Raw genomic sequence first — 26012 nt, 5'->3', positions numbered from 1 at the left:
ATGCGCGTCGACATTCCCGTCACACCTGACGCCGACACTGCGCGCGAATGGGCGCGCGAGGAGCTGGCGAAGGCCGAGTACATCGACCAGGGCACCACCTGGTTCGAGAGCTTCCTCCAGTGGTTGCAGGAGCTGTTCGACGGCGTCGGCTCTCTCGGTGGCGCGATCGGGCCACTCGGCACGATCCTCCTCGTGGTGCTCGCCGTCGCGGCCGTGGGCATCATCGTGTGGCTCGTGCTCGGGCCGCTCAGGCGCTCCCGTCGTGCCGCCGCCGCGGGCGCAGTCTTCGACGACGACGGGCGCTCGTCCCAGCAGATCCATGACGCGGCCGCGACGGCCGGGGACGAGGCCCAGTGGGACCTCGCGGCCATGGAGTGGTTCCGCGCCGCCGTGCGCCTGATGGAGGAACGGCGCCTGATCGTCGACTCCCCCGGCGCCACCGCCCGCGAGGCCGCCGTGCGGATCGAGACTGCGGTGCCGGACCTCGCGGGTGACGTCGCGGTCGATGCCGAGAGCTTCGACGTCGCACGGTACGGCTCGGGCGGGCTCACCAAGACCGATGCGGATCATGCGCGCGCGACGTACGACTCGCTCGTCCACGCGCGTCCCGGTGCACGGGCGGAGGCGCCCGCGTGAGCGCCTCACACGTCGACAGCACGACGCACCTGGACAGCGCGCGCACGCGCCCCACGCCCGCCTCGGCTGGCTACAGCCGAGCCGACGACAGCGCCGGGCTGGTGACCCGCGCTCGCAAGCGCCCAGTGGTGCTGATCGCGGCCGCCCTGTTCGTCGCGCTCATCGTGACGCTGATCTGGACGTCGCGGCCCGAGGACTACACGCCCCTGTCGACCGACAACGCGACTCCCAGCGGCACCCGAGCGCTCGCCCAGGTGCTGCGTGCGCAAGGCGTGGACGTGCGACAGATCGCGACCATGGCCGATGCCCGCATCGAATCCCCGGGGACGACCACGCTCGCGATCGCAGGCACCGAGCCCCTGGCCGAGTACCAGATCGACGCGCTCTTCGAGTATCCGGGAGACATCGTCGTCATCGACCCGTCACAGAGCGTCGTCGACCGCATCGCCCCTGCCCTGTCGGTCGAGCCTTCCCTCGACGCCGCGCCCACGGCTGCCGACTGTGAGGACCCGGATGCGGTGGCCGCCGAGCGAGTGCGGGTCGCGGACGAGGGCCTCGCCGGCGATGCCGGCGAGGACGGAGTGCTGTGCTTCCCCAACGACTACGGCAGCCACGCGTACGCAGTGGTCGACGACGGCGACCGCCGGGTCACGCTGATCGCGTCGTGGCCGCTGGTCACGAACGAGCACCTCGCGGAGGACGGCAACGCCGCGCTCGCGCTGCGCGCGCTCGGACGGCACGAGTCGGTGGCCTGGTACGTCGGCGACCTGTTCGATCCGTCGACGCTGACGTGGAGCGCAGGCGACGACGGCGACGGCGACGGGGATGGGGACGGGGGCGCTGGCGCTGACGGCGCCGTCCCGCCCAGCGAGATCGAGGCCAACCCGGACTTCCTTCCCCCCGGCACCGGCAGCGCCATCTACCTGCTCGCGCTCACTGCGCTCGTCGCCGCATGGTGGCGCGCACGCAGGTTCGGCCCGCTGGTGCGCGAGCCGCTGCCTGTCGTCGTACGCGCGTCCGAGGCGACACGGGGACGCGCACGGCTGTACCGCCGCTCGCGAGCGAGTGGTCGGGCCACCGCCGCTCTTCGCGCCACCGCCGCCGCACGCATGGCGCGTCGGCTGGGAGTGCCCCGCGCGGCGGGACGGACCGGCCTCGTCCCCGCCGTGGCCCGCGCCGCTGGCCGCGACGCGACCGACGTCGAACGCATCCTCTACGGCGCTCCGCCCACCGACGACTTGACCATGATGAGCATCATCCACGAGCTCGACACCCTGGAAAGTGAGGTTCACCGACCGTGACCGAAACCCCTGACTCCCCGCAGCCGACCTCAGAGACGCCGCCCTCCAGCGCCGAAGCCGACAGCGCACGCGAGGCGCTGTCCCGCATCCGCACCGAGGTGGGACGGGCCGTGGTGGGCCAGGACCAGGTGGTCACCGGGCTGGTCATCGCGTTGCTGTGCCGCGGACATGTGCTCCTCGAGGGCGTGCCAGGCGTGGCCAAGACGCTGATGGTGCGGACCCTTGCGCGCACGATCGGCCTGGACTCCAAGCGGGTCCAGTTCACGCCCGACCTCATGCCGGGCGACGTCACCGGGTCTCTCGTCTACGACGCGCGCACGGCGGCGTTCTCGTTCCGTGAGGGCCCGGTGTTCACCAACCTGCTGCTCGCGGACGAGATCAATCGCACCCCTCCCAAGACCCAGTCGTCACTGCTCGAGTCCATGGAGGAGCGTCAGGTCACCGTCGACGGCTCCGCGCGACCGCTGCCGGACCCGTTCCTCGTGATCGCGACCCAGAACCCCGTCGAGTACGAGGGCACGTATCCGCTCCCCGAGGCCCAGCTGGACCGGTTCCTCCTCAAGCTGCCCGTGCGCATGCCCGCGCGACACGACGAGATCGATGTGCTGCGCCGCCACGCCGCCGGCTTCGACCCCCGCAACCTCGAGGCCGCCGGCGTCACCACCGTCGCCACGATCGCGGATCTCGAGGCCGGCCGCGCGGCCGTGTCCCAGGTCGCGGTGTCCGATGAGGTCGCCGGCTACGTGGTGGACATCTGCCGTGCGACGCGAGAGGCGCCGTCGGTGGCGCTCGGCGTCTCCCCCCGTGGAGCGACCGCCCTGCTGAGCACCGCGCGGGCGTGGGCCTGGATGCGCGGCGGCACCTTCGTCACGCCCGACGACGTCAAGGCGCTCGCCGAATGGGCGCTCAGCCACCGGATCCAGATGCGCGCGGAAGCAGAACTCGAAGGCGTCACGACGGCCGCAGTCCTGGCCTCCGTGCTCGCGAGCGTCCCGGTGCCGCGCTGACGATGTACATCACCGGTTGGACAGTGGCGCTCAGCGCGCTGGGTGCCGTGCCCGCGATGTGGGTGCAGGAGCGCACCTTCGCCTGGGTGTGGGTGCTCGGCGTCATCGCGCTGGCGTGCCTGGATGCGGCGCTCGCGCCCAAGCCCGGGAGCCTCGGCCTCAGGCGCAGCGCACCCCGCGCCGTCCGTCTGACCGAGTCCACGGCCGTGGAGCTCGAGGTGGTGAACCTGGGGGCCCGGCGCGTGTCGGGCGCCGTACGCGACGCGTGGCAGCCGTCCGCCGGCGCCACGGGCAATCGCCATCGCATCCGGCTGGCTCCCGGCGAGGCGACGGTGTGCGTCACCCCGATGCGTCCCACACGGCGCGGAGACCGCAAGGCTGACGTCGTCACGGTGCGTCTGGCGGGACCGCTGCGGCTCGCGGGCAGGCAGCGCTCGATCGACGCACCGGCCACGCTGCGGGTGCTCCCCGAGTTCGCCTCGCGCAAGCACCTGCCCTCCCGGCTCGCCCGCCTGCGCGAGATCGACGGTCAGACGGCGGTGCAGCTCAAGGGGGCGGGGTCCGAATTCGACTCCCTGCGCGAGTACGTGATCGGCGATGACGTCCGCGCCATCGACTGGCGCGCGAGCGCGCGGCGTGCCGAGGTGCTGGTGAAGACCTACCGCCCCGAGCGCGACCGGCGCGTCATGATCGTGCTCGACACCGCGCGGCTCTCCGCCGCCCGCGTGGCGGACGCTCCGCGCCTCGACGCCTCCATCGAGGCAGCACTGCTGCTGTCCGCGCTCGCGTCCAAGGCGGGCGACCGCGTCCAGGTGAGCGCGTTCGACCGCGTCGAGCGAGCGCGCGCGATGGGCGTCTCAGGGCCCGCGATGATGCCTGTCCTCGCAGACGCGCTGTCGACCGTCGAGCCCGCGCTCGTGGAACCTGACTGGCCCGCCGTGGCACGGCTCGTCCAGTCCCGCCTGTCCCAGCGTGCGCTCGTCGTGCTCATGACGACCCTCGATGCCTCCGCGGTCGACGGCGGCATGCTCGACGCCGTCGCGGCGATCGCCCACACGCATGCCGTCGTGATCGCCTCCGTCGACGATCCAGAGGTGCGCGCGCTGGAACGCGGTCGCGACGACATGCACGAGCTGTACGCCGCGGGTGCCGCCGCTCGGGGAGCACTCGAGCAGGACGCGGTCGCGGCGCGGGTGCGCGAACTGGGCGCGGACGTGCTCACGGCGCTGCCGGACGATCTCGCGCCGGCCGTGGCCGACCGCTACCTCGACCTCAAGGCCTCGGGAAAGCTGTAGCGCGTCGGGCGGCCCTAGCCGACGACCGCGGCGGTGTCCGTCGCGAAGTCGCCCTCGGAGTCCCCCGTGACCTGCGAGGCGACCGCGTGGCGACCGATCACGAAGACGTAGAGCCAGAACGCCCCGAACGCCAGCGAGCCGATCGCGATCTTCACGGACCACGGCATGTACGACCCGGTCACGAAGCCCTCGATGAGTCCCGACAGGAACAGCACGCCCACGAGTCCGATGCCGACGCTCACGGCGATGCGGCCCTCCTGCGCGAGCGCCTCGCCGCGGGTGCGATCGCCGGGCACGAGCATCGTCCAGAACAGCCGAAGGCCCGCGCCAGCCGCGACGAACACCGCGCTCAGCTCGAGCAGACCATGCGGGATGATCAGCTGGAAGAAGATGTCGAGCAGTCCGGCCTCGGCCATGACGGCGGCGGCGACCCCGAGCTGAATCACCGTGTTGTACATCAGGATGAGCGGGAAGAAGCCCGTGATGCCCAACGCGATGCACTGCAGTGCGATGAGCCCGTTGTTGGTCCACACCGTCGCGGCGAACGACGAGGAGTCGTACTCGTAGTAGTAGTTCGCGAACTCGAGCTCGGCGACGGCCGCCCGCTCCTCTGGCGTCCCGATGAGCGCGAGCGCCTCGGGGTGGGTCACGGTCCACCACGCCGACAACGCGGCCATGGCCACCACGGCCGCGAAGACGATGACTCCCCACCACCGCACCCGGTAGAAGGCGGCGGCCAGACCGAGCGTCAGGTAGTGGCGGACCCCGTGGGTCGACACCTCGTGCGCACCCGTGAGCCACACGCGGGCTCCGGCGAGCAGGATCGACAGGCGCGTGACCAGGCCCGGTTCGGGCGCGGCGGAGCGGATCGCCGACAGATCGCCTGACGTGGACTGGTAGAGGCGGGTGAGTTCATCGGCCTCCTCCCCGGTGAGCCGGCGCCGGCCAGAGAGGTTCTTCAGGCGAGCCCAGCGAGCCTCGCGAGCCTGGGAGAAAGCGTCGATGTCCACGCCGCTACGATGCCATAGGAGCGGCGGAGAGGGAGGACGCAGTGGACGAGATCGACGACGAGATCCTCACGGGCGAAGGCGTGGTGCTCAGCACCGGTGCGGCCTCCGTGACGATGCGCATGCTGTCCGGAATCATCGACCTCACCGCCTACGGAATCCCCGCCCTGCTCGCGATCTCGGCCGTCGAGCGTGCCGTGCTCCCGCTCAACGAGGCCCTCGTCCGGGCGCTGCTGATCATCGCTGCGGTCGTGATGCTCGTGATCGTGCCCGCCCTGGTCGAGACGCTCACGCGTGGTCGCTCACCGGGCCGCTATGCCGTCGGACTCCGCGTCGTGCGGGACGACGGCGGGCCCGTCTCGTTCCGTCACGCCTTCACGCGGTCGCTGGTGGGGCTCGTCGAGCTGTTCGGCACGCTGGGGATGCTGGCGATGACCGTGTCGGTGCTGTCCGCCCGCGCGAAGCGGCTGGGCGACATGCTCGCGGGCACCTACGCGATGCGCGTCCGCGGCGCCAAGCGCGCGCTCCCTCCTGTCGAGATGCCGCCGCACCTCGCGGCATGGGCGTCGACGGCGGACATCCGCCGGCTCCCCGACGGGCTGGCGCTCACGTGCCGGATGTTCCTGGCACGCGCGAACGACCTGCACGTGGGCTCGCGCGCCCGGCTCGCCACCGCGCTGTCCGCGCGCCTCGCAGAGTACGTCGCTCCCGCGCCGCCGGTGGGCACGCACCAGGAGTACATGATCGCGGCGGTGCTCGCCGAGCGTCGCTCACGTGAGACCGTCATCGAGTCGCGGCGCGCCGCCCGCGCGGCCGGCGAATCCGTCCGGGTGAGCACGCTCCCCTACGACGTTCCGGACGCCGTCAACTGACCCGCGGGCCGATGCGCGCGCAGCCGCGCACGCATCGGCCGCCTGCAGTCGGCACCGCCCCCAGTGAGGAGCGCCCGGTGCTCAATACCTGTAGTGCTCCGACTTGAACGGGCCGTGCTGCGGCAGACCCAGGTAGTCGGCCTGATCCTCGGTGAGCTCCGTGAGCCGCACGCCGAGGGCGTCGAGGTGTAGACGCGCGACCTTCTCGTCGAGCACCTTCGGCAGTCGGTGCACGCCGAGCGGGTAGGCCTCGAGGTTGACCCACAGCTCGATCTGGGCGAGCACCTGGTTGGCGAACGACGTGCTCATCACGAAGCTGGGGTGACCGGTCGCGTTCCCGAGGTTGAGCAGACGGCCCTCGGACAGCACGATGACGCTGTGGCCGTCGGCGAAGGTCCACTCGTCCACCTGCGGCTTGATCGGTTGGTGCTTGGCGCCAGAGCGCGCGAGGCCCGCGATGTCGATCTCATTGTCGAAGTGACCCACGTTGCCGACGATGGCCTTGTCCTTCATCGCGGCCATGTGCTCGACGCGGATGATGTCCTTGTTGCCGGTGGTGGTGATGAAGAAGTCGGCGCGGCCCACGACGTCCTCGATGCGGACCACCTCGTAGCCGTCCATGACCGCCTGCAGCGCGCAGATGGGGTCGACCTCGCTCACCACGACGCGCGCGCCCTGGCCGCGCAGCGCCTCTGCCGCGCCCTTGCCGACGTCGCCATAGCCGGCCACGAAGGCCACCTTGCCGCCCATCAGCACGTCGGTGGCGCGGTTGATGCCGTCGGGCAGCGAGTGGCGGATGCCGTAGCGGTTGTCGAACTTGGACTTGGTCACCGAGTCGTTGACGTTGATCGCCGGGAACGCCAGCTCGCCGCGGGCGTGCATCTGGTCAAGACGGTGCACTCCGGTGGTGGTCTCCTCCGACACGCCGACGATGCCTGCGGCCATGCGCGTGAAGCGCTGCGGGTCGGCCTCGAGGGAGCGGCGCAGCACGTGGCGCATCGACTCGACCTCGGCGTTGTAGGCGGGGTCCTCCTCCTCGAGCGGCGGCGGCACCGAGCCGGAGCGCTCGGCCTTGACGCCCTCGTGCACCAGCAGAGTCGCGTCGCCGCCGTCGTCCAGGATGAGCGTGGGACCGTCGTGGCCCTCCCACGTGAGGATCCGATCCGTGTACTCCCAGTACTCGCGCAGCGACTCGCCTTTGACCGCGAACACCGGCACGCCGTCGGGCGCCGAGTACGTTCCCGCGCCCACCACCACGGCCGCGGCGGCGTCGTCCTGCGTCGAGAACACGTTGCACGACGCCCAGCGGACGTCAGCGCCGAGCGCGGTCAGCGTCTCGATCAGCACCGCGGTCTGCGTGGTCATGTGGAGCGACCCGGCGATGCGGGCGCCCGCAAGAGGCTGAGAGGCGCCGAACTCCTCGCGGAGCTGCATCAGCCCCGGCATCTCCTGCTCCGCGAGACGGAGCTGGTGGCGGCCCGATTCCGCAAGGGACAGATCGGCGATGACGTAGTCGGTCAGGGTCACGGGTGGGGCTCCTCGTTCGTGGGTGCGGTGCCGATGGGTTCGGCGGCTGGATGCTGCGGGTCGATCTCGCCCGCACGGACGCGGGCGGCTCGACGCAGGTCTGGCTCGATGAAGATGATGCTCGCCGCCGGCACTGCCGTGCGGATCCGGCGTTCGGCATCGTCGACCTGAGCCGCGATGTCCTCCATGGTCGCACCGGAGTCCACCCCGACCTTGGCCGCGACGAGCACGTCGTCCGGGCCCAGGTGCATGGTACGCAGGTGGATGACGTCGCCGAGGCCGGCGTCGAGGAACGCGGATCGGATCGCAGCGACATGCTCCGGAGTCGCGGACTCGCCGAGCAGCATCGACTTGGTCTCTCGCGCGAGCACGAACGCGATGACCACCAGCAGCACGCCGATCATCGCCGTCCCAGCCGCGTCCCACAGTCCGCTGCCGGTGGCGAGCGTCATCGACACTCCGAACAGGGCGAAGACCAGACCGACCAGCGCGCCGAAGTCCTCGAGCAGGATCACCGGCAGCTCGGGAGAGCGCGACTTGCGGATGAACGCCAGCCAGCCGGCATTCCCCCGCACCTTGTTCGACTCGCGGATCGCGGTGCGAAAGCTCAGGATCTCGAGCCCGATCGCGGTCACGAGGACCACCACGGGCACCCAGTGCCAGGACACGATGGGCTCCGGGTGCTGGAACTTGTGCCATGCCTCGTACAGCGCGAACAGGCCGCCGAGCGTGAACAGCACCACTGCCACGAGGAATGCGTAGTAGTACCTGCTGCGGCCGTAGCCGAACGGGTGCTCGGGAGTCGCCTCCTTGCGCGCCTGACGTCCGCCGACGAGCAGCAGCACCTGGTTGCCGGAGTCCGCCATCGAGTGGATGGCCTCGGCGAGCATCGACGAGGCGCCGGTGAGCGCCCACGCCGCGAACTTCGTGACGCCGATGCCGAGGTTCGCACTCAGCGCCGCGACGATCGCCTTGGTCCCGCCGTCGGTCGACACGTCAGTCGTTGCGGATCGCGGCGAGCGCCGCGTCGCGCACCCGCTCCATCTCGTGAGGCTCGGCGGCTTCGCAGTTGAGGCGCAGCAGGGGCTCGGTGTTCGAGGCGCGGATGTTGATCCACCACCGCGGCTCCGCGTGCCAGTGCGACAGCGTGACGCCGTCCATCTCGTCGACCTCGATCGACTCGTGGTCGAACTCCGTGCGCACGCGTGCGATGGCCGCCGCGACGTCCTCGACCGTCGAGTTGATCTCGCCGGACGCCGCGTACGGGCTGTGGGACTCGAGCAGCGCCGAGAGCGGGCGATCCTGCGAACCAAGCGCCGCCAGCACGTGCATCGCGGCCAGCATGCCCGAGTCGGCGAAGAAGAAGTCGCGGAAGTAGAAGTGGGCGGAGTGCTCGCCGCCGAAGACGGCGTTCAGTCGCGCCATCTCGGCCTTGATGTAGCTGTGCCCCACCCGCGAGCGGACCGCCGTCGCGCCGGCTGCGGAGAGCTGCTCGGGCACGGCGCGGGAGGAGATCAGGTTGTGGATCACCGTGGGAGTGCGGCCGGCGTCCAACTCGCGCGCGCTCTCTCGCAGCCCGACAAGAGCGGTGATGGCCGATGCGGGCACCACCTCACCGCGCTCGTCCACCGCGAAGCAGCGGTCCGCATCCCCATCGAACGCGAGACCGATGTCGGCGCCGTGCTCCCGCACCGCCGCCTGGAGATCGACGAGGTTCGCCGGGTCGAGGGGGTTCGCCTCGTGGTTCGGGAACGTGCCATCGAGCTCGAAGTACAGCGGGATGATCTCGAGCGGCAGCTCGGGCAGCCCGGCACCGGTGCCGAGCACCGCGGGCACCGTGTAGCCCCCCATCGCATTGGCCGCGTCGACCACCACGCGCAGGGGGCGGTTCGCGCTCAGGTCGACGAGCGAGCGCAGGAACGCCGCGTAGTCGGCGAGCATGTCACGCTCGACCGCGCGCCCTCTCACCGGCGCGAGGGGAATGCCGTCGGCGAGATAGTCGGCGGCGACCGATCGCACGTCGCCCAGCCCGGTGTTCTCCCCGACCGCACGCGCAAGGCTCCGGCACAGCTTCATCCCGTTGTAGGCCGCGGGATTGTGCGAGGCCGTCACCATCACGCCCGGCCGCTCGAGGACGCCGGAGGCGTGGTAGAGGCCGTCCGTGGAGCACAGCCCGATGTCGATCACGTCCACGCCGCGGTCACGCAGACCGTCACCCACCGCCGCGACGAGGCCGGGTCCCGAGTCGCGCATGTCGCGGCCGATGACCACCTCGCTCTCACCGTCGGGCAGCACCACTGCATCGGCGAAGGCCGCGCCGATGGCACGGGCGACGTCCACCGTGAGGGTGTCGCCCACGATGCCGCGGACGTCGTAGGACTTGATGAGGGAGCTGAGGTCAGGGCGCGAGGTCACGCGCCCAGGCTAGCGGTCAGGCGTCCCCGGAGACCACGCGAAGGTGCCCGCGACGCGGCTCAGAGGCCAGCGGTGCCGGCGGCTGCTGCGGGGCACGGGGCCGGCCTGCCTCCCGCACGGCTCGCGCCAGGGCGTCGAGATCGTCCGGCGTGGGCCCCGCGTCCACGAAGTCCTGGTGGATGTGCACCACGTCCCAGCCGCGCGGCGCCGAGAACCGATCCGCGTGGTGAGAGCACAGGTCGTAGCTGTGAGGCTCGGCGTCGGCAGCAAGCTGCCCCACCACCACGGTCGAATCGGCGTACACGTACGTCAGCGTCGCCGCCGCGGGGCGGGAGCAGGAGGTACGGGAGCACTGACGAGTGGACTTCACGCCTGGGACGCTACCCGCGCGGCCCCGCCGCTTCCGGCTGCCACGCCGATGCGCGGGTAGCGTGGACGCCATGGGACGACGGGATCGCCACGACCGCGGTCTCCGCGCACCCCTGCTGCCCTACGACGCGCCCGGCTACCGCACTCGCGCGGACGTGTTCGACGACTGCGTGAGAGACGGCGCGGAGCGACTCGAGAGCCGGTGGGGATCGCGGTGGGGGCGGATCGACTTCGCCGCCGAGGACGTGCCGCCATCGGACCCGACGCCGTGGGAGCACGGCGTGCCCTTGGGTCGCGTGTTCCCGGCGGACCTCGGTCAGCCCACGCGCGTGGTGCTGTACCGGCGGCCGATGGAGCTGCGTGCGGACTCAGACGACGTGGCGTCGCTCGTCCGTGACGTCCTCGCCGAGCAGGTGGGCGCAGTGCTGGGCCGCGCGCCGGAGGAGATCGACCCGCACTATGGCATCGAATAGCAGCGGCACTGATTAGCAGCGGCACCGAGTAGCAGTGGCACTGAAGAGCAGCGGCACCGGATGGCGGTACGCGTCCACTCCCGGGTCTGGGTGCGACGGTCGGGCGCTAGCCTCCGACGGTCACGGTGGTGTCCACCGACGACAGCTCGACCGAGACGGGCTCGATGCTGGTCAGGAAGCCGGGATCGTCGGTGACGACCAGCGACCACGTCGCCTCCGCGGTGCTCGACAAGCGCACGCCGGCCTCGAGGTCGAGGGGCGCGATGGCGCTGCCGCCCTCCTCGACGGTCACCGTCACGGCCTCGCCGTCGGCGTCGAAGTCGACGGTGCCGGCGGCGTCGGCGTGAACCTGAAGGGAGACCTCGCCCGGCGGGACGATCACTGCCCGCTCGCGCGCATCGGCCCGCGCCTGGGACCCGCTCCACGCGAAGTCGAACGCCTGCACGCCCTCTCCTGCGGCGGCCGCGTCGCGCCCGACGCGGACGCGGGAGGCTGCGGCGACCGGAGCGCTGGAATCGATGAGCACGGTGCCGGGGCCTGCCTGCGGGACGGGGATCTCCGTCAGGACTCCTGGTTCGAGCGTGAGCGCCGATTCGCCGATCCAGGTCAGTTCGCCTTGGTCCGTCGCCATCGCGAGGTCCACCTGAGCGCCGTCCGGCGCGATCAGCGTCAGAGTGGCACCGCCGTCACCATCGGACTCGGCAGGCACCGGAACCGCCAAGGCCTCACCGAGCGCCGATGCGGTCACCCAGTCGGACCCCGCAGGGGTGAAGCCCTCGAGCCGCGAGTCCTGGATGGCCGCGCTCACCCCCAGGCCCCCCGCGGTGATGTGGGCTGCGACCGCCGGCATCTCGGGCTCGATCGCCTCGAGCAGCACGACGCGCTGGGATCCCGGTCCGATCACGACCGAGGTGACGCCCTCCACCGCGCCCACCGGGGTGTGCAGGGCGACCTCCGCGCGCACCGACGTGTCCGCCGGGTTCGAGAGCACCAGCCGGGCGCTCGCGCCGAGCTCCGTCGAGCCGCCCACGAGCCACTGATCACGTGACGTGGGAGCGCAGGCCATGCCGGCGAGGCCCGCGATATCTCCCGTGCCGATGCGCTCGAGCGACATCCCGACGCCCTCGAACGAGGCGCCGCCGTCGATGACCTCACCGCCCTCGGGCAGCACCGTGAAGTCGACCTCGTCCGAACCGGAGTCGAGCTCCGCATCGCCGGACTGGATGTCGCCGACGGGAATGGTCTGCGCGCCAGGGCACACGGCGGGGAGCGTGCGCGGGTCGGAGGCGAAGGTCGCGGACGCGGCCGGGGACCCTCCCGGGGTCGGGGCGTCGAGCGCGATCGCCGCGGCGAGCCCCGCCAGGGCGGCGACGATGGCCAGGATGCGAATCATCTCTCGTCCTCCTCGGTCGCGCGGCGGGAACGGGCGGGGATCGACCCGATCACGGCCCAGCCGAGTGTCGCCGCAGCCGCCCAGAACCACGCACGGTACCCGCGGTCGTCATACGAGAAAACGACCTCCCCCGGGCCTGACACCGCGAAGGCCTGCCGGCCGAGCGGGTCGTCGATCGCCACCACCGGTGCACCGTCGAGCGTCGCTCTCCATGCGGAGTCGGCGGCGGCGCCCACGACCAGCGTGCCGGGCCCCTCCGCGTCGACCGTTCCTGAGGCATATCCCATGCGCGCGACCGCCACCCCGTCGCTGGTCTCCATCCAGCCGAGGGCCACGCGGCCCTCTCCCTCCGGAGTGCCGATGCGCCAGGACGTGCCGCGATCGGACGCTCCCATGAGCGCGAGGCCGGGGGTCTGCGCAAGCGCATCGGCGATTCCCTCTGATCCCGGCGCGGCCACCACGACGCCGACGCCCCACTGCGCCAACGCACTGGCGGCGTCGTCACTCGAGGTCACGAGACCGGCGACCGCCGCCCCCAAGTCGGCCGCGCCCGCGACGGGCGCAGCATCCCGGCGAGCCGCCGGAGCACCCGTCGACGTGAGGGTCGCTGCGGAGGAGAGCACCTCATGTCCGTCAGTGAACAGCAGCGCGTACTCGACCGCGCCGTCGGCCTCCGCGAGCGTGAGCACACGCTGGCGCTCCCCCGTGCCCTGCTCGATCGCAGCCACCAAGGGGAGGACGTCACGCGGGACCGGGTCGACATCGCCGTGGGACTCGCGCGCGGGCCACGCCTGGGCGGTGGCGGCGCCGGCGGTGGCCACCACCAGCACCGCGCCGACGGCGATCGCGCCCACGCGCCGCCACGCTCTCGCGGCGCCAGCGCCCGCGAACCACACATCGGCGGTGGCTGCGGTCACGAGGATCAGGAATGCGACGGCCACCACGGACATCCCGGGTCCGTAGAAGCCGGCAGGCGCGGCACCGCCCGCACCCGCATCGGGAGACAGCGTCACCCCCTGGACCAGGTTCGCGACCATCAGTCCGAGGGTCGCGGTGAGGGCAGCGAGCGCCGACAGCGCGCGGCGCCTGCCGATCAGCGCCGCGACCACCGCCGCGACGACGACGAGGCCGGCGAGCCCCCTCGCCGCAAGCGTCACGATCTGCGGCACGCCGACGATGTCGAGGTCGAGACCGGTGAGGAGGTCCAGCGATGACTGGACGGCGGCCGTTCCGCTGGGTCCGGGCTCACGGACCAGGATCGCCAGCGCGTCGCGGGAGAACGGCCCGGCATTCCACGCAGCGATGAGGCCCGGCGCGGACAGCACGAGCGCGGGGATGGCGACTCCCCAGAGTCGCCACCGCAGGCGGCCGGCGAACACGCCGAGCGCGGCCACCACCGCGAGTGCAGGGGCGAGGAGCACCGGTGCGGCGATGACCACCACGCCCAGCATCGCGGCGGCCCCCATCGCGGCGCTCGAGGAGGGCGGCCGGGCCGGGTGCTCGTCTCCGTCGCCGATGCGCTCGCCGCGCTGCCATCCGCCCGCCCGCGCGAGGCCCAGGACGACCCACGGCAGCACGATGTGGACGATGACGGCCCCGACGCGGCCCTGCTCGACTGCGACCAGTGCGGCGGGCCACAGTGCGTAGACGACGGCCACGAGCCCGCGCGTCGCGAGGGAGCGGGTGAAGGCGCCCGACGCCGCCCACATGGCGAGTCCGGCGGCCAGCGGCGTGAAGACCAGGAGCAGACCGAGTCCCACGGCAAGCCCACCAGGCACGGCCGCGAGCGGCACCAGGAGCGCGCTCAGTCCCGCATCGATCGCCGGCCCGCCGAGCGACTGCGCCGACCATCCGGTGAGGGCGCGGTCCCAGAGGGCGCCGATGCCTGGGTCAGTGACGCCGAGCACGGTGCCGGAGAGCATCTCCCCGCTGACGATCTCCGCGAGCCATTGCGGTCGGAGGGCGACCGACAGCCCCGCGAGAAGCACGGCCACCGCCGCCAGGACGATGCGGCGCCGCCGCCGCGCTGCCAGGAGCTCGGCCTTGACGACATCGGTGGGCGCAGCTGCGGCCTTGCGGCGGTCGCGCACGCCGAATTCCAGGGCGCGGACGTGGTGGGCGATCTGGCGCGTGCCAGCCAGCAGTCTCTTCTCCGCCGCGCGGCCCTCCCGCCCTGCGTGGCGGACGCGGCGACGGGACCCGGGGAGCTGAGGCACGAGCGACAGCACTCGCCACGGCACGACGAGATCCGCGACGAGGAGTCGAGGCTCGTTCTGGGCGATCCGCAGCACCGCGCGGGCCACCGCGGACAGCATGGTCCAGACGAGCAGCAGCGGAACCGCCCACAGCGGCGCGTAACTGAGTGCGTGGTACCACTCCGACGCGCGCCGCAGGGCATACGTCGAGCGACGTCCGCCGCCCGAACCGCCGCGCCGGCCGTAGAGCCGTTCCTGGCTGTGCCGCACCTTGGCCGCGGGCACCGCCACGACGTCGTGACCGGACCGCCACGCGCGGCGGCAGAAGTCGAGGCTCTCGGACCAGCCGTCGCATCCGGGGTCGATGCCGCCCAGCCGCTCCCACACGTCGCGCCGCACCAGCGCGCCGCCCAACGAGACCGCGAGCACGTCGTCGCGGTCGTCGTACTGCCCCTGGTTGACGTCCTCCTCCTCGACGAGCGCGAGCCGGCGCGCGCCGATGCGGGAGGTGGTGGTGCCCAGATTGACGAGCCTGGACGCGTCGTCCCACCGCACCTGGGCGGCACCGATCACTCCCGCGCGCAGGCGCTTGCGTGCGGTGGCGGTGAGCGCCGCGAGGGCGCCCGGGAGCGGCGCCATGTCGTCGTGGAGCAGCCACAGCAGCTCGTGCGGGGCAGCTGGGACATCCGCGACGAGACCGGCGACGGCTTCTCCCCATGTGTCGGCGTCGACGCGCCGCACGTCGATGCGCGGATCCCAGCCCCGATCGGGTGCCTCGACGTCAGCCGTCAGCAGCAGATGGATCGCGTCGGGAGCGGGGTCCTGAGCGAGGATCGCGTCAAGGGCCGCGAAGAGTTGGGGCGCGCGCGCGTCAGAGACCACGACGGCGCGCACCGTGAGGCGCGCGGGGCTCATGAGATGCCCACGCAGGCCGACCGGCTAGACAGCGCGGCGCTTGAGTTTGCGCCGCTCGCGCTCCGACAGTCCGCCCCAGATGCCGAAGCGCTCGTCGTTCTCGAGCGCGTAGTCGAGGCACTCGGACCGGACGTCGCACGAGGCGCAGACCTTCTTGGCCTCGCGGGTGGATCCGCCCTTCTCAGGGAAGAATGCCTCGGGATCGGTCTGAGCGCACAGTGCGCGTTCTTGCCAGCCCAGGGGACCGTCGTCATCGGCCCCATCGAAGATGTCCACGACCGACGCGAGGGTCGGTGAGGGCTTTCCTGCGTCCGAGGGCACTGCGCCTTCGTAGATATTCCACATAGGCCGTCCTCCGATTCGCCGCTGCAGGAGTTCCTGCATGTAGGAATTACACCGTTGTCATCCCTATGCGTCAAGTCGAGAGTAGCGCACACCACACAGATATCCGACGCCCCAGGCAACATGCATGGTAATGAGCACCACCGGCATCGCCAACGCCGCCCGCGCACCCGTGCGGCTCGCGAGGGATGCGGTCGCGCCGAGCACCCCGAGGAGGTAGGCAGCCGGGGCGACGAGCAGCCAGCCGAGCGCCGGCGCACCCAGTGCCGCGCCGAGCCCGGCGGCCACGATCGCGGATGCGTTGACCACCACCATCGCTGGCGCCGCGACATACCGAAGCGTGCGCGTCTCAGGGTGCTTGCGGGCGACCTCTCGGCGCCACCGCCCGGACGCGAAGAACTGCTGGCGCAACGGTCCCCAGCCATCGCGAGGCGTGTACGGCACCGCCATCTCCGGCACGAACCACACCACGTAGCCGGCACGACGCAGCCGGTGGTTGAGCTCCCAGTCCTGAGCGCGGACGAAGTGGGGGTCATACCCGCCGACCTCGACGAGCGCCTCCCGCCGGAAGGACCCGAGATAGACGGAGGCGCTGGCCTCCTCGCGGCCACCCTGGCGATGACTGGCGCCCCCGAGTCCCCAACGCGAGGCCATCGCCACCGCCACCGCCCGGCCGAATGGGCCTGGCGAATCGGGAACCATCCGGCCGCCCACGTTGGCCGCGCCGGTACGACGCAGCGCGTCCACCGCGAGGTCGATGTAGCCGACAGGCATATGAGCGTGACCGTCCATGCGCACGATGACGTCATGCTTCGCGGCGGCAATCGCCGCGTTGAGGCCGTCGGGAGTGCGCCCGCTGGGGTTGTCGACGACCACCACCTGGCCGGTGTGAGCGAGGCCGCGGGCGATCTCCTCGGTGCCGTCATCGGAGGGGCCGACCGCGACGACCACCTCGAGCTGGCCTCCGTACCCCGACTCCAGGACTGCGGCGACAGAGCTGGCGAGCGCCGACGATTCGTTGCGCACCGGCATCACGACCGACACGCCGGGGCGTTCGTCAAGAGCGGGCAGTTCAGGCACGACACGTAGGCTATCCGAGAAGTACACGGGGCCACGGACGGCCCGCGGCACCAGGGGGAACACTGGTCCTGCACGCCTTCGGCCACTGCCGTCCGCTGTCGCCACCGTACGCAGACGGATGACGACCACGAGGAGCAGCGCGTGACGAGACGGATCGGCACCGTCCGGCACGCGCGCCGCACCCGCTCGCACGCTCTCGGCCGCACGATCGCGATCGCTCTCGCCGCATCGGCCGGGTTCGCGATCGTCTGGGTGCAGACCCTCGCCATGCAGTTCGGCGGCGGGATCGACACGCGGGACGCCAACCCCCTCGTGACGAAGACGCCGGAGTCACCGGTCGAGGACCTCCCCGGCGACCCGCTCACGATCCTGCTCATCGGCTCTGACGCTCGCTCCGACGAGAACGGGGAGATCGTCAAGGACGGCGTCGAGGGCATGCGCAGCGACGCGACTGTCGTCGCGCACCTCTCAGGGGACCGCTCCCGCGTGGAGCTCATGTCCATCCCCCGCGACCTGCAGGTCGAGATTCCCGACTGCACGCTGTTCGACGGCACGACGGTGCCTGGCGGATACGGCGACTTCAACGTCGCGTTCTCCAATGGCGGGCGCCACGGCGACCCTGCGGAGGCCGCCGCGTGCACCATCAACGCGGTACACGACCTCACGGACATCCCGATCGACCACTGGGCCGTCATCGACTTCGCCGGATTCACCCGCATGGTCAACGCCCTCGGCGGCATCCCGATGTGCATCCCCGAGCGCATCGTCTCCCAGGATGCCGACCTCGAGCTCGACGCCGGGCGCCAGCTGCTCGACGGTGCGGAGGCGCTCGGGTATGCGCGGCTGCGCACGGCCGAGGTCGGCGACGTCTCGGGTTCCGACCTACAGCGGATCACCCGCCAGCAGCAGCTGCTCGAGCGCACCCTCGAGACGGCTCTGGCGAAGAACCTCTTCACCGACGTGGGAGCGCTGACCAGTTTCATCCGGGCGGGGGCGGAGTCGCTCACCACCGATGAGCAGCTCGGCGATCTGGGCTTCATGATCCGCCTCGCCTACGGCCTCCGAGGCGTCTCGGCCGACGCGCTCACGGTCACGACCGTGCCCTGGGAGTACACCGACGATCGCCTCAATGTGCTGATGACCGATGACGCGCCACTCATGTTCGACGACATGCGTCACGACCGTCCGCTGTCAGTGATGTCGGAGGGCGATTCAACCAGCGAGTGGGATCCGGAGCCGACGACATCGCCCGACGCAGACGCACCATTGGTCGAGCCAGACTCCCCGAACAGCGCCGCACCCGATAACATCGACGAGATCCTGGATACGTGCGGCTCGTGAGCGCGGGCGTTCCTGTTGCCACCGGCAGCGGGAACCGACGCCTCCACTGGCGCGTTACCTGCCCAGCGCCCACACGTCACGTTCGTCACATCCCGTCCTGGAGGAACCCATGCCGGCAGCGACCCGGCCCGTCCGACCGCGCCACGCGTCTCGCGCCGTTCACCGGCGCGTTCTCGGCACGCTCGCGGCGGCATCGGCGGCAATTCTCGGCTTCGCCGCAGTCGGCGGCGCGACCTACCTCCAGCTGACGGTCGGCGCGCTGGAGACGCACGACGTCTCCGGGCTGCTCGGTCCAGGCGCGGACTCGACCGCAGAGCCCGTCGAGGAGGGCCCCACGAACTTCGCACCGGGAGAGCCCATCAACATCGCGTTGATCGGCACCGACGAGCGCAACGGCGAGAACGGGGACATCGGCGGTCTCGAGGGACTGGGCGGCATGCGCGGCGACACCACGATGGTCATGCACATCTCGGCTGACCGCTCCCGCATCGAGGTCGTCTCGATCCCGCGCGACTCCCGCGTGAGGGTCTCCGACTGCCAGATGTTCGACGGCAGCACGGTGACCGGCTGGACGGGAAAGTTCAACATCGCGCTTGCCAACGGCGGTCAGAACGGCAACCGCGGCGAGGCCGCCGCGTGCGTGATGCGCACCATCAACGACCTGACCGGGGTGGACTTCAACGGTCACTTCATGATGGTCGACTTCTCCGGCTTCCAGAACATGGTCGACTCGCTGGGCGGCATCCCGATGTGCATCCCGCAGGACATGTACTCCACGAAGGCCAAGCTGGACCTCGAGGCGGGGCCGCAGGTGCTCGATGGTGAGACCGCGCTCGCCTACGCTCGTGCTCGCACCGGCACCGGGCTGGGAGACGGCACGGACCTGATGCGCATCGACCGTCAGCAGGAGCTGCTCACCAACACAGCCCGCCAGGTGTTCGGCTCGAACCTCCTGACCGACGTGCCCGAGCTCACCCAGTTCGTGAGGTCCGCGGCCGAGTCCCTCACGGTCGACAACGAGCTCGGCAGCCTCAACAACATCGTCGGCCTGGCCTACTCGCTGAGGAACTTCGACACCGACAACCTCGTGTTCGCCACCGTGCCGTGGCAGTACGCAGGAGACGGCTCGGGTGACGTGCTGTGGCGCGAGGCGGAGGCCGCCGCCATGTGGCAGTCACTCGTGGACGACGAGCCGATCGTGCTTCCCGACGATGAGATCGAGTCCAGCACCGAGCCCTCACCGACCGCGTCGAGCGGCCCGACGACGTCCCCGACTCCGGAGGCGACACCAGCGCCGACTGCCTCGCCCGTGCGCGAGACGCAGGAGGACATCCTCGACAGCTGCGCGATTCCCGAGAGCTGAGCAGCGCCTCACGCACAGCGCACGTTGTCGAAGTGACCCCGTGTCACCATGACCCCGTGTCGCAGTGACCCGGTCGCCTGACGGCGATGCCTTCACTCGGCGGCGCGGAGGGCCTCGCCCTTGGCGTACGCAGCCTGGCGCAGCTGGTCGCGGAACTCGGTCATGCGCTCGCGGATGCGCGCCGCCTCATCACCATCGCCCGCGCCGAGCATGCGAGCGGCCAGCAGCCCCGCGTTGCGTGCGCCACCGATCGACACCGTCGCCACGGGGACGCCGGCGGGCATCTGGACGATGCTGAGCAGCGCGTCCATGCCGTCCAGGTGCGCGAGCGGCACCGGCACACCGATGACCGGCAGGTTCGTCACCGACGCGAGCATGCCCGGCAGATGCGCTGCCCCGCCAGCACCGGCGATGATCACCTTGAGCCCGCGCTCCTCGGCCTCGCGACCATACGCGATCATCTCGTCGGGCATGCGGTGCGCCGAGACCACGTCCTTCTCATACGCGATGTCGAACTCGCGGAGCGCGGCTCCTGCGGCCTTCATCACCGGCCAGTCCGAGTCGGACCCCATCACGATTCCCACCACGGGAGCATCACTCATGCCGCACCTCCGTCCCTCACGATAGCGGCCGCGTCCACAGCCCTGCGGTAGGTCTCGGTGCGGTCGGGACCCGTGGTCGTGACGTGTCCGACCTTGCGGCCCGGCCGCACCCGCTTGCCGTAAAGGTGGATCTTCGCGCCGGGGTCGCTCACGTCGGCGAGCGCGCTCGCAAGGTCCCCCCTGGCGCCGCCCAGCACGTTGGCCATCACCGTCCACGGTGACATCGCGACGGTATCCCCCAGCGGCAGATCGAGCACCGCTCGCAGGTGCTGCTCGAACTGGCTCGTGACGGAGCCGTCGATGGTCCAGTGCCCCGAATTGTGCGGCCGCATCGCGAGCTCGTTGATGACCAGTGCGCCCTCGACTTCAAACAGTTCCACGGCGAGCACGCCGGTGACGTCGAGCGCCTCTGCCACCGCGAGCGCGATCTCCCGTGCCCGCTCCGCGAGATCCGCGGCGAGCTCGGGAGCAGGAGCGGTGACCTCGGAGCACACCCCCTCGCGCTGAATCGACTCCACCACGGGCCACACAGCGCTGCCGCCACCGGGACGTCGAGCGACCTGGACCGCGAGCTCACGGCGAAAGTCGACCTTCGCCTCGATCAGCAGGCGAGGGCCGCCCTTGGCCGCGGCAGCAAGCCAGTCATGCGCCTCGGACGCTGCGCGGATCACCCGCACGCCCTTGCCGTCGTAGCCTCCCCTGGCGGTCTTGAGGACTGCCTCGCCGCCGTGCGCGGCGAGGAACTGCTCCACCTCGTGCTCGGTCTCCACGGTGTGCCATGGCGGATTCGGCAGCCCCAGCTCGTCCATCCGCGCCCGCATCTCGATCTTGTCCTGCGCGAAGCGCAGCGCCTCCGCGCCGGGCCTCGCCGCGATGCCGGCGTCCTCGCACGCGGCGAAGACCTCGGAAGGGATGTGCTCGTGCTCCCAAGTGACGACGTCGGGGTGGGGCGCCGCCAGCAGGCGCCTGATCGCGTCGGGGTCGGTCGGCAGCCCGACGACGGTCTCGTGCGCGGCGTCCGCTGCGGAGGCCTCGTCGGACTCGACCAGGACTCTGAGGGTGATGCCGAGGGCGGTCGCCGCGGGCGCCATCATGCGCGCGAGCTGGCCCCCGCCGACGACGGCGACGATGGGTGAGTTCATGGGCCCAACCTACCGGCGACTAGGCTCCTGCTCGTGAGGGTGACCACGTGGGTGCGCAGGCGCGCGGGACAGCTGTCCCGCTTCGCCGCGGTGGGCGTCACGGGAGTCGCCGTGAACCTCGTCGCGTTCAACCTGCTGCGCCTCGGCCCGCTCGCCTCGGATGCCGAGGTGGCCGGCGATGAGGACCGCGTGGTGACCGCCAAGGTCATCGCCACCCTGCTGTCGATCGCCTTCGCTTGGTGGGCTCATCGGGGCTGGACGTTCAGGGGCGGACGACGTCACGGCCCGTCGCGCGAGATGGCGCTGTTCGCTGCGGTCAACGCGGTGGCGCTCGTGCTGGAGGCGGGAGTGGTGGCCATCAGTCATCACGGCCTGGGGTTCACGTCCCTCGTCGCCAACAACATCGCGTCGCTCATCGGCATCGGCATCGCGACGGTGGCGCGGTACACCGGCTACGCGCTGTTCGTGTTCCACGCGGAGGCAGAGGAGTCCCCCTCCGACGAGGCCGAGCCGGTCACCGGTGCCGACGCGCCCTGACCGACAGCCCGTGTGGCACCACCGTCTCCAGATCGACCATCTGCGGGACGCCCTGCAGGAACACCGCGAACGCCGCGGGCACCCGCTGCGCCAGCTCGAGGCGCCCACCGTCGGCAGTGACGAGGTCGCGCGCGAGCGCCAGCCCCAGTCCCGTCCCCCGGCCCCCGGTCACCTCGCGCTCGAAGATGCGCGGGGCGAGGTCCTCTGGCACCCCGTCGCCCTCGTCACGCACCTCGATCACGATCGCGCGGCTCGCCCCTGACTCGCGCACCGCGACCGTGGTGGTGCCGCCGCCGTGGTGGAGAGAGTTCTCGATCAGCGTCGCAATGACCTGTGCGAGGCCCCCCGGCGTTGCGAAGACCGTCGCAGCCGAGTCCTGGATGTCGAGCTGCCGTCCGGCGGACCGGAACGGCTGCGTCCACTCCTCGCGCTGCTGCTCGAGCACGTCCTGAAGCACGACCAGTTCGGTTCCAGAGCCGAGCGCGCGGCGCGAACGGCCCAGCAGGTCGTCCACCACGCCCACCAGTCGCTCCACCTGCTCGAGCGACTTCTCCGCCTCCTCTCGCACCTCGTCCTGCGACGTGGTCGCGGCGATCTCTTCGAGACGCATCGTGAGGGCCGTGAGCGGCGTGCGCAGCTGATGCGAGGCATCGGACGCGAACTGGCGCTCGGCCGCAAGCCGCGCGGCCATGCGATCGGCGCTGCGGGACAGCTCCTCCGCGACCTGATCGATCTCCTCGACGCCGGTGCGCTCCAGGCGCGGGCGCACCTGCCCTGAGCCGAGCTGCTCGGCGCTGGCGGCCAGGTAGAGCAGCGGCGCGACGAGTCGATTGGCAAGCCAGATCGAGATCGACACGCCTGCCACCACGGCGATCACGCCGAGCACCAGGACCAGTCCGACGTAGCGCGCGGCCTGCCAGAACACGTCCCACCAGGCGACGGACATCACGACGACGATGCCTGACTCGGTGACGTAGGAGTCAGCGAATGCCGACTGTGGCTCCTCGCCCGCCGTCAGCTCGGTGCCGTCAGGGAGCTGGACGTAGATGTACGAGCCAGCGCCCGGGGCGCTCGACACGTAGGAGGACAGGTTGTCCTGGGTGATGGTCTCGCCCGCCTGCTGACGCACGTCGAGCGCGCGGGCGGCGGTCACGGTCCGCAGCTCCAGGTCCCGCAGCGCATCGTCTCGCACGAGCTGTGCGGAGAAGAACCCGAGCGGGATCCCCAGCAGAATCACTGCGACGGCCAGTGCCGAGATGGTGGCCTGCAGCACGCGGCGCCGCACGGGGGCTCCTACTCGTCGTTCTCGAACCGGAAGCCCATGCCCCGCACGGTGGTGATGTACGAAGGGTCGGAGGCGTCGTCGCCGAGCTTCCGGCGCAGCCAGGAGACGTGCATGTCGAGCGTCTTGGACGGGGCGCCGGGGTCCGCCTCCCACACCTCGCGCATCAGGGTGTCGCGCGACACCACCGAGCCCGCGTTGGCGACGAGGAGGTGGAGCAGGTCGAACTCCTTGCCGCTCAGCTGCAGCTCGCGGTCGTCGAGGAACGCGCGGTGGCCCGCGACATCGACACGGACGCCACGCACGGAGAGGTCCTGGGCATCGTCCGCGGTGAGGCGACGGCGCAGGAGCGCACGCACGCGCGCCAGCAGCTCAGCGAGCCGGAACGGCTTGGTGACGTAGTCATCGGCACCCGCATCGAGACCGACCACCAGGTCCACCTCGTCCGCGCGGGCAGTGAGCATCAGAATGGGCACCTGCAGTCCCTTGTCACGGATCCTGCGGGCGACGTCCACGCCGTCGATGTCGGGAAGGCCGAGGTCGAGGATGACCAGATCCGCCTCGTCGGCGGCTCCCACGCCCCCCATGCCGTTCCCGTGCCACGCCACGTCGTAGCCTTCTCTACTCAAAGCACGGGTCAAGGGTTCTGAAATGGTCGGGTCATCTTCGACCAAGACAATTCGCGTCATGGGGCAACACTACCCGCGAGCGCGACGTTTGCAACGCGGGTGAACGCGCGTCGCCGGACGGCGCGGGCCCGCTCCCTGGGTCCCACGACTAGCCTGGTGCCTCGTGACCGCCACCGCTCACGACGCCGCCCCCGCGCCCGTCCTCTCCCCCGCGCTCCGCGCATTCGCCAGCGCGCCCGAGAGGCTCGTGCTGATCGGCGTCGCACTTGCGCTCGCCGCCGGGGGTGCGGTCTCGCTGGGCATCCACTACTGGTGGACGGTGCTGCCCGCAGCAGCGGCGATCACCGTCCTCGCCTGGCGGCCGCTCGGGCCTCGGGCAGCCGCCACGGCGGCCGATGCGCGGGCGGGCGCGATCGCCGTCGGCGGCACCGTGGTCTGGACAGTGGTCAACATCGCGCTCGCCGCCGAGTACGTGATCGTGGTGCGCGACCCCGGCTTCCTCACCTTGTCCGGGCTGTGGCTCGCGGATCATCCCCACACGGACATCCCCGCAGCGGGCGCCGTAGAGGCCGCCGCCGCTCATGCCTCAGCGCTCCCTGACGCCTCGGAGGCGTGGAACCTTGCCGGCGACGTGATCCAGCCGCAGGGAGCGAAGATGCTGCCGGCCACCATCGCGATCGGCGGCTGGGTCGCAGGCGACACCGGCGTGCTGGCCGCGAACGTCGTCATCGGCGCACTCGGCATCCTCGCGGTCTATGCCGTCGCGCGCCGCTTCCTCGGCCCGGCGGCGGCGCTCGCCCCCGCCGGCGCCCTTGCACTGACGGTGTCGCACATCGGCCTGTCGCGGGCGGCCTACTCCGAGCCCCTCACGCTGCTCCTCGTGATCGCAGGGATCCTGTGGGCCTGGCGTGGCGTGGAGCAGCGCTCCCTGGCGTTGATCGCAGCGGGCGCGATCGCCTCCGGCGCCACCACGTTCATTCGGATCGACGGCGCGGCATCGGCCATCGGGGCTCTCGCAGGAGTCGCGGTCGCGTTGGCGCTGGTGGACGCGGACCGGGCGTGGCGCCGCAAGGCCGCGGTGGTGTTCCTCGCAGCTCAGGCGACCGTCCTCACGCTCGGCTACGTCGCGTTGGCCCGGTGGAGCACCGAGTACCTCGAGCGACTCGCCGATGAGGCCTACGCCCTGCTGTTCGCCTACGGAGCGGTCGCGGGGCTCGTGGGCGTGTGGGTCCTGCTGTGGTCGCCTCGCCTCCACGTCGACCTGTGGCTGCCCGCGTGGGCCGACGCTCTGGGCCGACGCGGCGCCATCGCCGCGGGAGCGATCGTGGTGACCGGCATGGCGGTGCTCGCGTCGCGACCGTTGTGGACCACGGTGCATCGCGGCACTGAGGCGGAGCGCGATCGGTTCACCAATGGGGTCGTCGAGGGATTCCAGGCAGCGCAGGGACTCCCGATCGAGCCCACGCGCACCTACGCGGAGTCCACCGTGACCTGGCTGTCGTACTACCTCACGTGGCCACTGGTGGTGCTCGGCATCATCGGACTGGGAATCGCCACGTATCGGATGGTCAGGCGCCACGGCGGCTGGGCGGTCTTCATGGGCGCGGTGATGGCACCCACGCTGGTCTACCTGTGGCGCCCGGCGATCGTGCCGGACCACTTGTGGGCGATCCGACGCTTCGAGCCCGCCACCCTGCCGGGGTTCGTGCTCGCGGCGGCCGCGGCGGCGTGGGCGCTCACCGGGCTCGCTCGGACGCCGGCCGCGCGAGCAGCGCTGCGACGAGTCGCAGCCGCGCTGATGATCGTGATGCCGCTGTCCACCTGGCTGTCGATCGCGCCTGCGGAGGAGTACCCGCTGTCGGGGGCGGTGAACGTCACGTCACGAGAGATGATCGGCGCACGCACGCAGCTCGACCGCCTCTGCGCGATCGACCCCGGGCGGCCCATCGTCCTCGTCGGCACGAGCTCGCACTTCGGGTCCCTTCGCGTGATGTGCGATGTGCCGGTGGTCCTCATGCTCTCGTCTCCCTCCGCGGAGGATCTCGCTGAGATGGCGACGGCGTGGGAGCGTGCTCCGCTGGTCCTCACGCGGGAGGTCGACGACGTGCCGTGGTCCAGCGACCCGCTCGTGGTGGTCGAGTCGCGGGTCACTCACTCGGGCTACTCGCTTCAACGGATTCCGCGCACCTTCGTCGAGCGCTCATACAGCTGGTACGCAGGCGTGGTCGACGACACGGGCGAGGTCCGCCCCGTCCACGTCGGCGAGACCCTCACCACGCCCTGACGCGC

23 protein-coding genes are annotated in these 26012 nt (G+C 71.3%); 10 read left to right on the top strand and 13 right to left on the bottom strand.

Annotated elements, in window-relative coordinates:
* Genes QQX02_RS08820 through QQX02_RS08805 form a run of 4 tightly spaced genes read left to right on the top strand, consistent with a single transcriptional unit; the run spans position 1 to position 4239 of the window.
* Complete coding sequence (locus tag QQX02_RS08820; RefSeq protein WP_301142516.1) at positions 1-636, top strand: DUF4129 domain-containing protein; 636 nt, start codon at positions 1-3, stop codon at positions 634-636.
* Positions 633-1937 carry a DUF4350 domain-containing protein gene (locus tag QQX02_RS08815; protein WP_301142515.1) on the top strand — a complete coding sequence of 435 codons (1305 nt, stop codon included), beginning with the start codon at positions 633-635 and terminating at the stop codon, positions 1935-1937. Before QQX02_RS08820 ends, QQX02_RS08815 begins: the two co-directional genes overlap by 4 nt.
* Complete coding sequence (locus QQX02_RS08810; protein WP_301142514.1) at positions 1934-2944, top strand: AAA family ATPase; 1011 nt, start codon at positions 1934-1936, stop codon at positions 2942-2944. The genes QQX02_RS08815 and QQX02_RS08810 overlap by 4 nt, the downstream gene beginning before the upstream one ends.
* Before the next feature lie 2 nt (positions 2945-2946).
* Positions 2947-4239, top strand: a complete 1293-nt coding sequence (locus QQX02_RS08805) for a DUF58 domain-containing protein (protein WP_301142513.1) — start codon at positions 2947-2949, stop codon at positions 4237-4239.
* A 14-nt stretch (positions 4240-4253) separates the two neighbouring features.
* Here QQX02_RS08805 and QQX02_RS08800 read toward each other — a convergent pair whose 3' ends face one another.
* Positions 4254-5249 (bottom strand): stage II sporulation protein M, encoded by a 996-nt coding sequence (locus tag QQX02_RS08800; RefSeq protein ID WP_301142511.1) that lies wholly within the window; start codon positions 5247-5249, stop codon positions 4254-4256.
* A gap of 41 nt (positions 5250-5290) precedes the next feature.
* Between QQX02_RS08800 and QQX02_RS08795 the strand changes: the two genes are divergently transcribed.
* The gene (locus tag QQX02_RS08795) at positions 5291-6118 is read left to right on the top strand and encodes an RDD family protein (protein ID WP_301142509.1); all 828 of its coding nucleotides are present in this window, start codon (positions 5291-5293) and stop codon (positions 6116-6118) included.
* Positions 6119-6199: 81 nt separating this feature from the next.
* On the opposite strand, the gene ahcY is transcribed toward QQX02_RS08795, so the two are convergent.
* From ahcY to QQX02_RS08775, 4 genes are read right to left on the bottom strand one after another with little or no spacing between them, the layout of a single operon-like run.
* Complete coding sequence (gene ahcY / locus QQX02_RS08790) at positions 6200-7645, bottom strand: adenosylhomocysteinase (protein WP_301142508.1); 1446 nt, start codon at positions 7643-7645, stop codon at positions 6200-6202.
* Positions 7642-8640 carry a cation diffusion facilitator family transporter gene (locus QQX02_RS08785; RefSeq protein WP_301142507.1) on the bottom strand — a complete coding sequence of 333 codons (999 nt, stop codon included), beginning with the start codon at positions 8638-8640 and terminating at the stop codon, positions 7642-7644. The genes ahcY and QQX02_RS08785 overlap by 4 nt, the downstream gene beginning before the upstream one ends.
* Before the next feature lies 1 nt (position 8641).
* Positions 8642-10060 carry a phosphomannomutase/phosphoglucomutase gene (locus QQX02_RS08780; RefSeq protein WP_301142506.1) on the bottom strand — a complete coding sequence of 473 codons (1419 nt, stop codon included), beginning with the start codon at positions 10058-10060 and terminating at the stop codon, positions 8642-8644.
* 16 nt (positions 10061-10076) lie between these two features.
* Positions 10077-10430, bottom strand: coding sequence for a DUF3499 domain-containing protein (locus QQX02_RS08775; protein ID WP_301142505.1), 354 nt, complete (start codon positions 10428-10430; stop codon positions 10077-10079).
* Positions 10431-10500: 70 nt separating this feature from the next.
* Between QQX02_RS08775 and QQX02_RS08770 the strand changes: the two genes are divergently transcribed.
* Positions 10501-10902 (top strand): metallopeptidase family protein, encoded by a 402-nt coding sequence (locus QQX02_RS08770; RefSeq protein WP_301142504.1) that lies wholly within the window; start codon positions 10501-10503, stop codon positions 10900-10902.
* A gap of 106 nt (positions 10903-11008) precedes the next feature.
* Here the strand turns inward: QQX02_RS08770 and QQX02_RS08765 are convergent, their stop codons facing one another.
* The 4 genes from QQX02_RS08765 to QQX02_RS08750 all read right to left on the bottom strand — a co-directional run bounded on the left by QQX02_RS08765 (position 11009) and on the right by QQX02_RS08750 (position 16827).
* On the bottom strand, positions 11009-12295 hold the full coding sequence (locus QQX02_RS08765; RefSeq protein WP_301142503.1) for a DUF5719 family protein: 1287 nt from the start codon (positions 12293-12295) through the stop codon (positions 11009-11011).
* Positions 12292-15405, bottom strand: a complete 3114-nt coding sequence (locus tag QQX02_RS08760) for a glycosyltransferase (RefSeq protein ID WP_301142501.1) — start codon at positions 15403-15405, stop codon at positions 12292-12294. Before QQX02_RS08760 ends, QQX02_RS08765 begins: the two co-directional genes overlap by 4 nt.
* A gap of 24 nt (positions 15406-15429) precedes the next feature.
* Positions 15430-15750, bottom strand: coding sequence for a WhiB family transcriptional regulator (locus QQX02_RS08755; protein WP_301142499.1), 321 nt, complete (start codon positions 15748-15750; stop codon positions 15430-15432).
* Between the two features lie 63 nt (positions 15751-15813).
* Positions 15814-16827 (bottom strand): glycosyltransferase family 2 protein, encoded by a 1014-nt coding sequence (locus tag QQX02_RS08750; protein ID WP_301142498.1) that lies wholly within the window; start codon positions 16825-16827, stop codon positions 15814-15816.
* 141 nt (positions 16828-16968) lie between these two features.
* Here QQX02_RS08750 and QQX02_RS08745 point away from each other — a divergent pair, with 141 nt between their 5' ends.
* Positions 16969-18168 (top strand): LCP family protein, encoded by a 1200-nt coding sequence (locus QQX02_RS08745; RefSeq protein ID WP_301142497.1) that lies wholly within the window; start codon positions 16969-16971, stop codon positions 18166-18168.
* 109 nt (positions 18169-18277) lie between these two features.
* Positions 18278-19531: an LCP family protein gene (locus QQX02_RS08740; RefSeq protein ID WP_301142496.1), complete on the top strand. Its 1254-nt coding sequence runs from the start codon at positions 18278-18280 to the stop codon at positions 19529-19531.
* A 92-nt stretch (positions 19532-19623) separates the two neighbouring features.
* On the opposite strand, the gene purE is transcribed toward QQX02_RS08740, so the two are convergent.
* Complete coding sequence (gene purE, locus QQX02_RS08735; protein WP_301142495.1) at positions 19624-20133, bottom strand: 5-(carboxyamino)imidazole ribonucleotide mutase; 510 nt, start codon at positions 20131-20133, stop codon at positions 19624-19626.
* Entirely contained in the window at positions 20130-21275 is a 1146-nt protein-coding gene (locus tag QQX02_RS08730; RefSeq protein ID WP_301142493.1) for a 5-(carboxyamino)imidazole ribonucleotide synthase, read from the bottom strand. Before QQX02_RS08730 ends, purE begins: the two co-directional genes overlap by 4 nt.
* Positions 21276-21308: 33 nt before the next feature.
* Between QQX02_RS08730 and QQX02_RS08725 the strand changes: the two genes are divergently transcribed.
* The gene (locus tag QQX02_RS08725; RefSeq protein WP_301142492.1) at positions 21309-21812 is read left to right on the top strand and encodes a GtrA family protein; all 504 of its coding nucleotides are present in this window, start codon (positions 21309-21311) and stop codon (positions 21810-21812) included.
* On the opposite strand, the gene QQX02_RS08720 is transcribed toward QQX02_RS08725, so the two are convergent.
* Together QQX02_RS08720 and QQX02_RS08715 are read right to left on the bottom strand one after the other, a co-directional pair.
* Positions 21790-23097 carry a sensor histidine kinase gene (locus QQX02_RS08720; protein WP_301142491.1) on the bottom strand — a complete coding sequence of 436 codons (1308 nt, stop codon included), beginning with the start codon at positions 23095-23097 and terminating at the stop codon, positions 21790-21792. The genes QQX02_RS08725 and QQX02_RS08720 overlap by 23 nt on opposite strands.
* Positions 23098-23105: 8 nt before the next feature.
* Positions 23106-23783: a response regulator transcription factor gene (locus QQX02_RS08715; RefSeq protein ID WP_062131937.1), complete on the bottom strand. Its 678-nt coding sequence runs from the start codon at positions 23781-23783 to the stop codon at positions 23106-23108.
* Between the two features lie 103 nt (positions 23784-23886).
* On the opposite strand from QQX02_RS08715, the gene QQX02_RS08710 reads away from it, so the two are divergent.
* On the top strand, positions 23887-26007 hold the full coding sequence (locus QQX02_RS08710) for a hypothetical protein (RefSeq protein WP_301142488.1): 2121 nt from the start codon (positions 23887-23889) through the stop codon (positions 26005-26007).
* Positions 26008-26012: the final 5 nt, after the last annotated feature.

This window comes from Demequina muriae, from assembly GCF_030418295.1.
Classification (GTDB): domain Bacteria; phylum Actinomycetota; class Actinomycetes; order Actinomycetales; family Demequinaceae; genus Demequina; species Demequina muriae.
This window is presented reverse-complemented; position numbering and strand designations above follow the sequence as displayed.

Excerpts from the sequence above, each read along its gene's own strand:
- QQX02_RS08820 (WP_301142516.1), top strand. The coding sequence starts at position 1 with ATGCGCGTCGACATTCCCGTCACACCTGACGCCGACACTGCGCGCGAA.
- QQX02_RS08805 (WP_301142513.1), top strand. The coding sequence starts at position 2,947 with ATGTACATCACCGGTTGGACAGTGGCGCTCAGCGCGCTGGGTGCCGTG.
- QQX02_RS08770 (WP_301142504.1), top strand. The coding sequence starts at position 10,501 with ATGGGACGACGGGATCGCCACGACCGCGGTCTCCGCGCACCCCTGCTG.
- QQX02_RS08765 (WP_301142503.1), bottom strand. The coding sequence starts at position 12,295 with ATGATTCGCATCCTGGCCATCGTCGCCGCCCTGGCGGGGCTCGCCGCG.
- QQX02_RS08760 (WP_301142501.1), bottom strand. The coding sequence starts at position 15,405 with ATGAGCCCCGCGCGCCTCACGGTGCGCGCCGTCGTGGTCTCTGACGCG.
- QQX02_RS08755 (WP_301142499.1), bottom strand. The coding sequence starts at position 15,750 with ATGTGGAATATCTACGAAGGCGCAGTGCCCTCGGACGCAGGAAAGCCC.
- QQX02_RS08740 (WP_301142496.1), top strand. The coding sequence starts at position 18,278 with ATGCCGGCAGCGACCCGGCCCGTCCGACCGCGCCACGCGTCTCGCGCC.
- purE (WP_301142495.1), bottom strand. The coding sequence starts at position 20,133 with ATGAGTGATGCTCCCGTGGTGGGAATCGTGATGGGGTCCGACTCGGAC.
- QQX02_RS08730 (WP_301142493.1), bottom strand. The coding sequence starts at position 21,275 with ATGAACTCACCCATCGTCGCCGTCGTCGGCGGGGGCCAGCTCGCGCGC.
- QQX02_RS08715 (WP_062131937.1), bottom strand. The coding sequence starts at position 23,783 with ATGACGCGAATTGTCTTGGTCGAAGATGACCCGACCATTTCAGAACCC.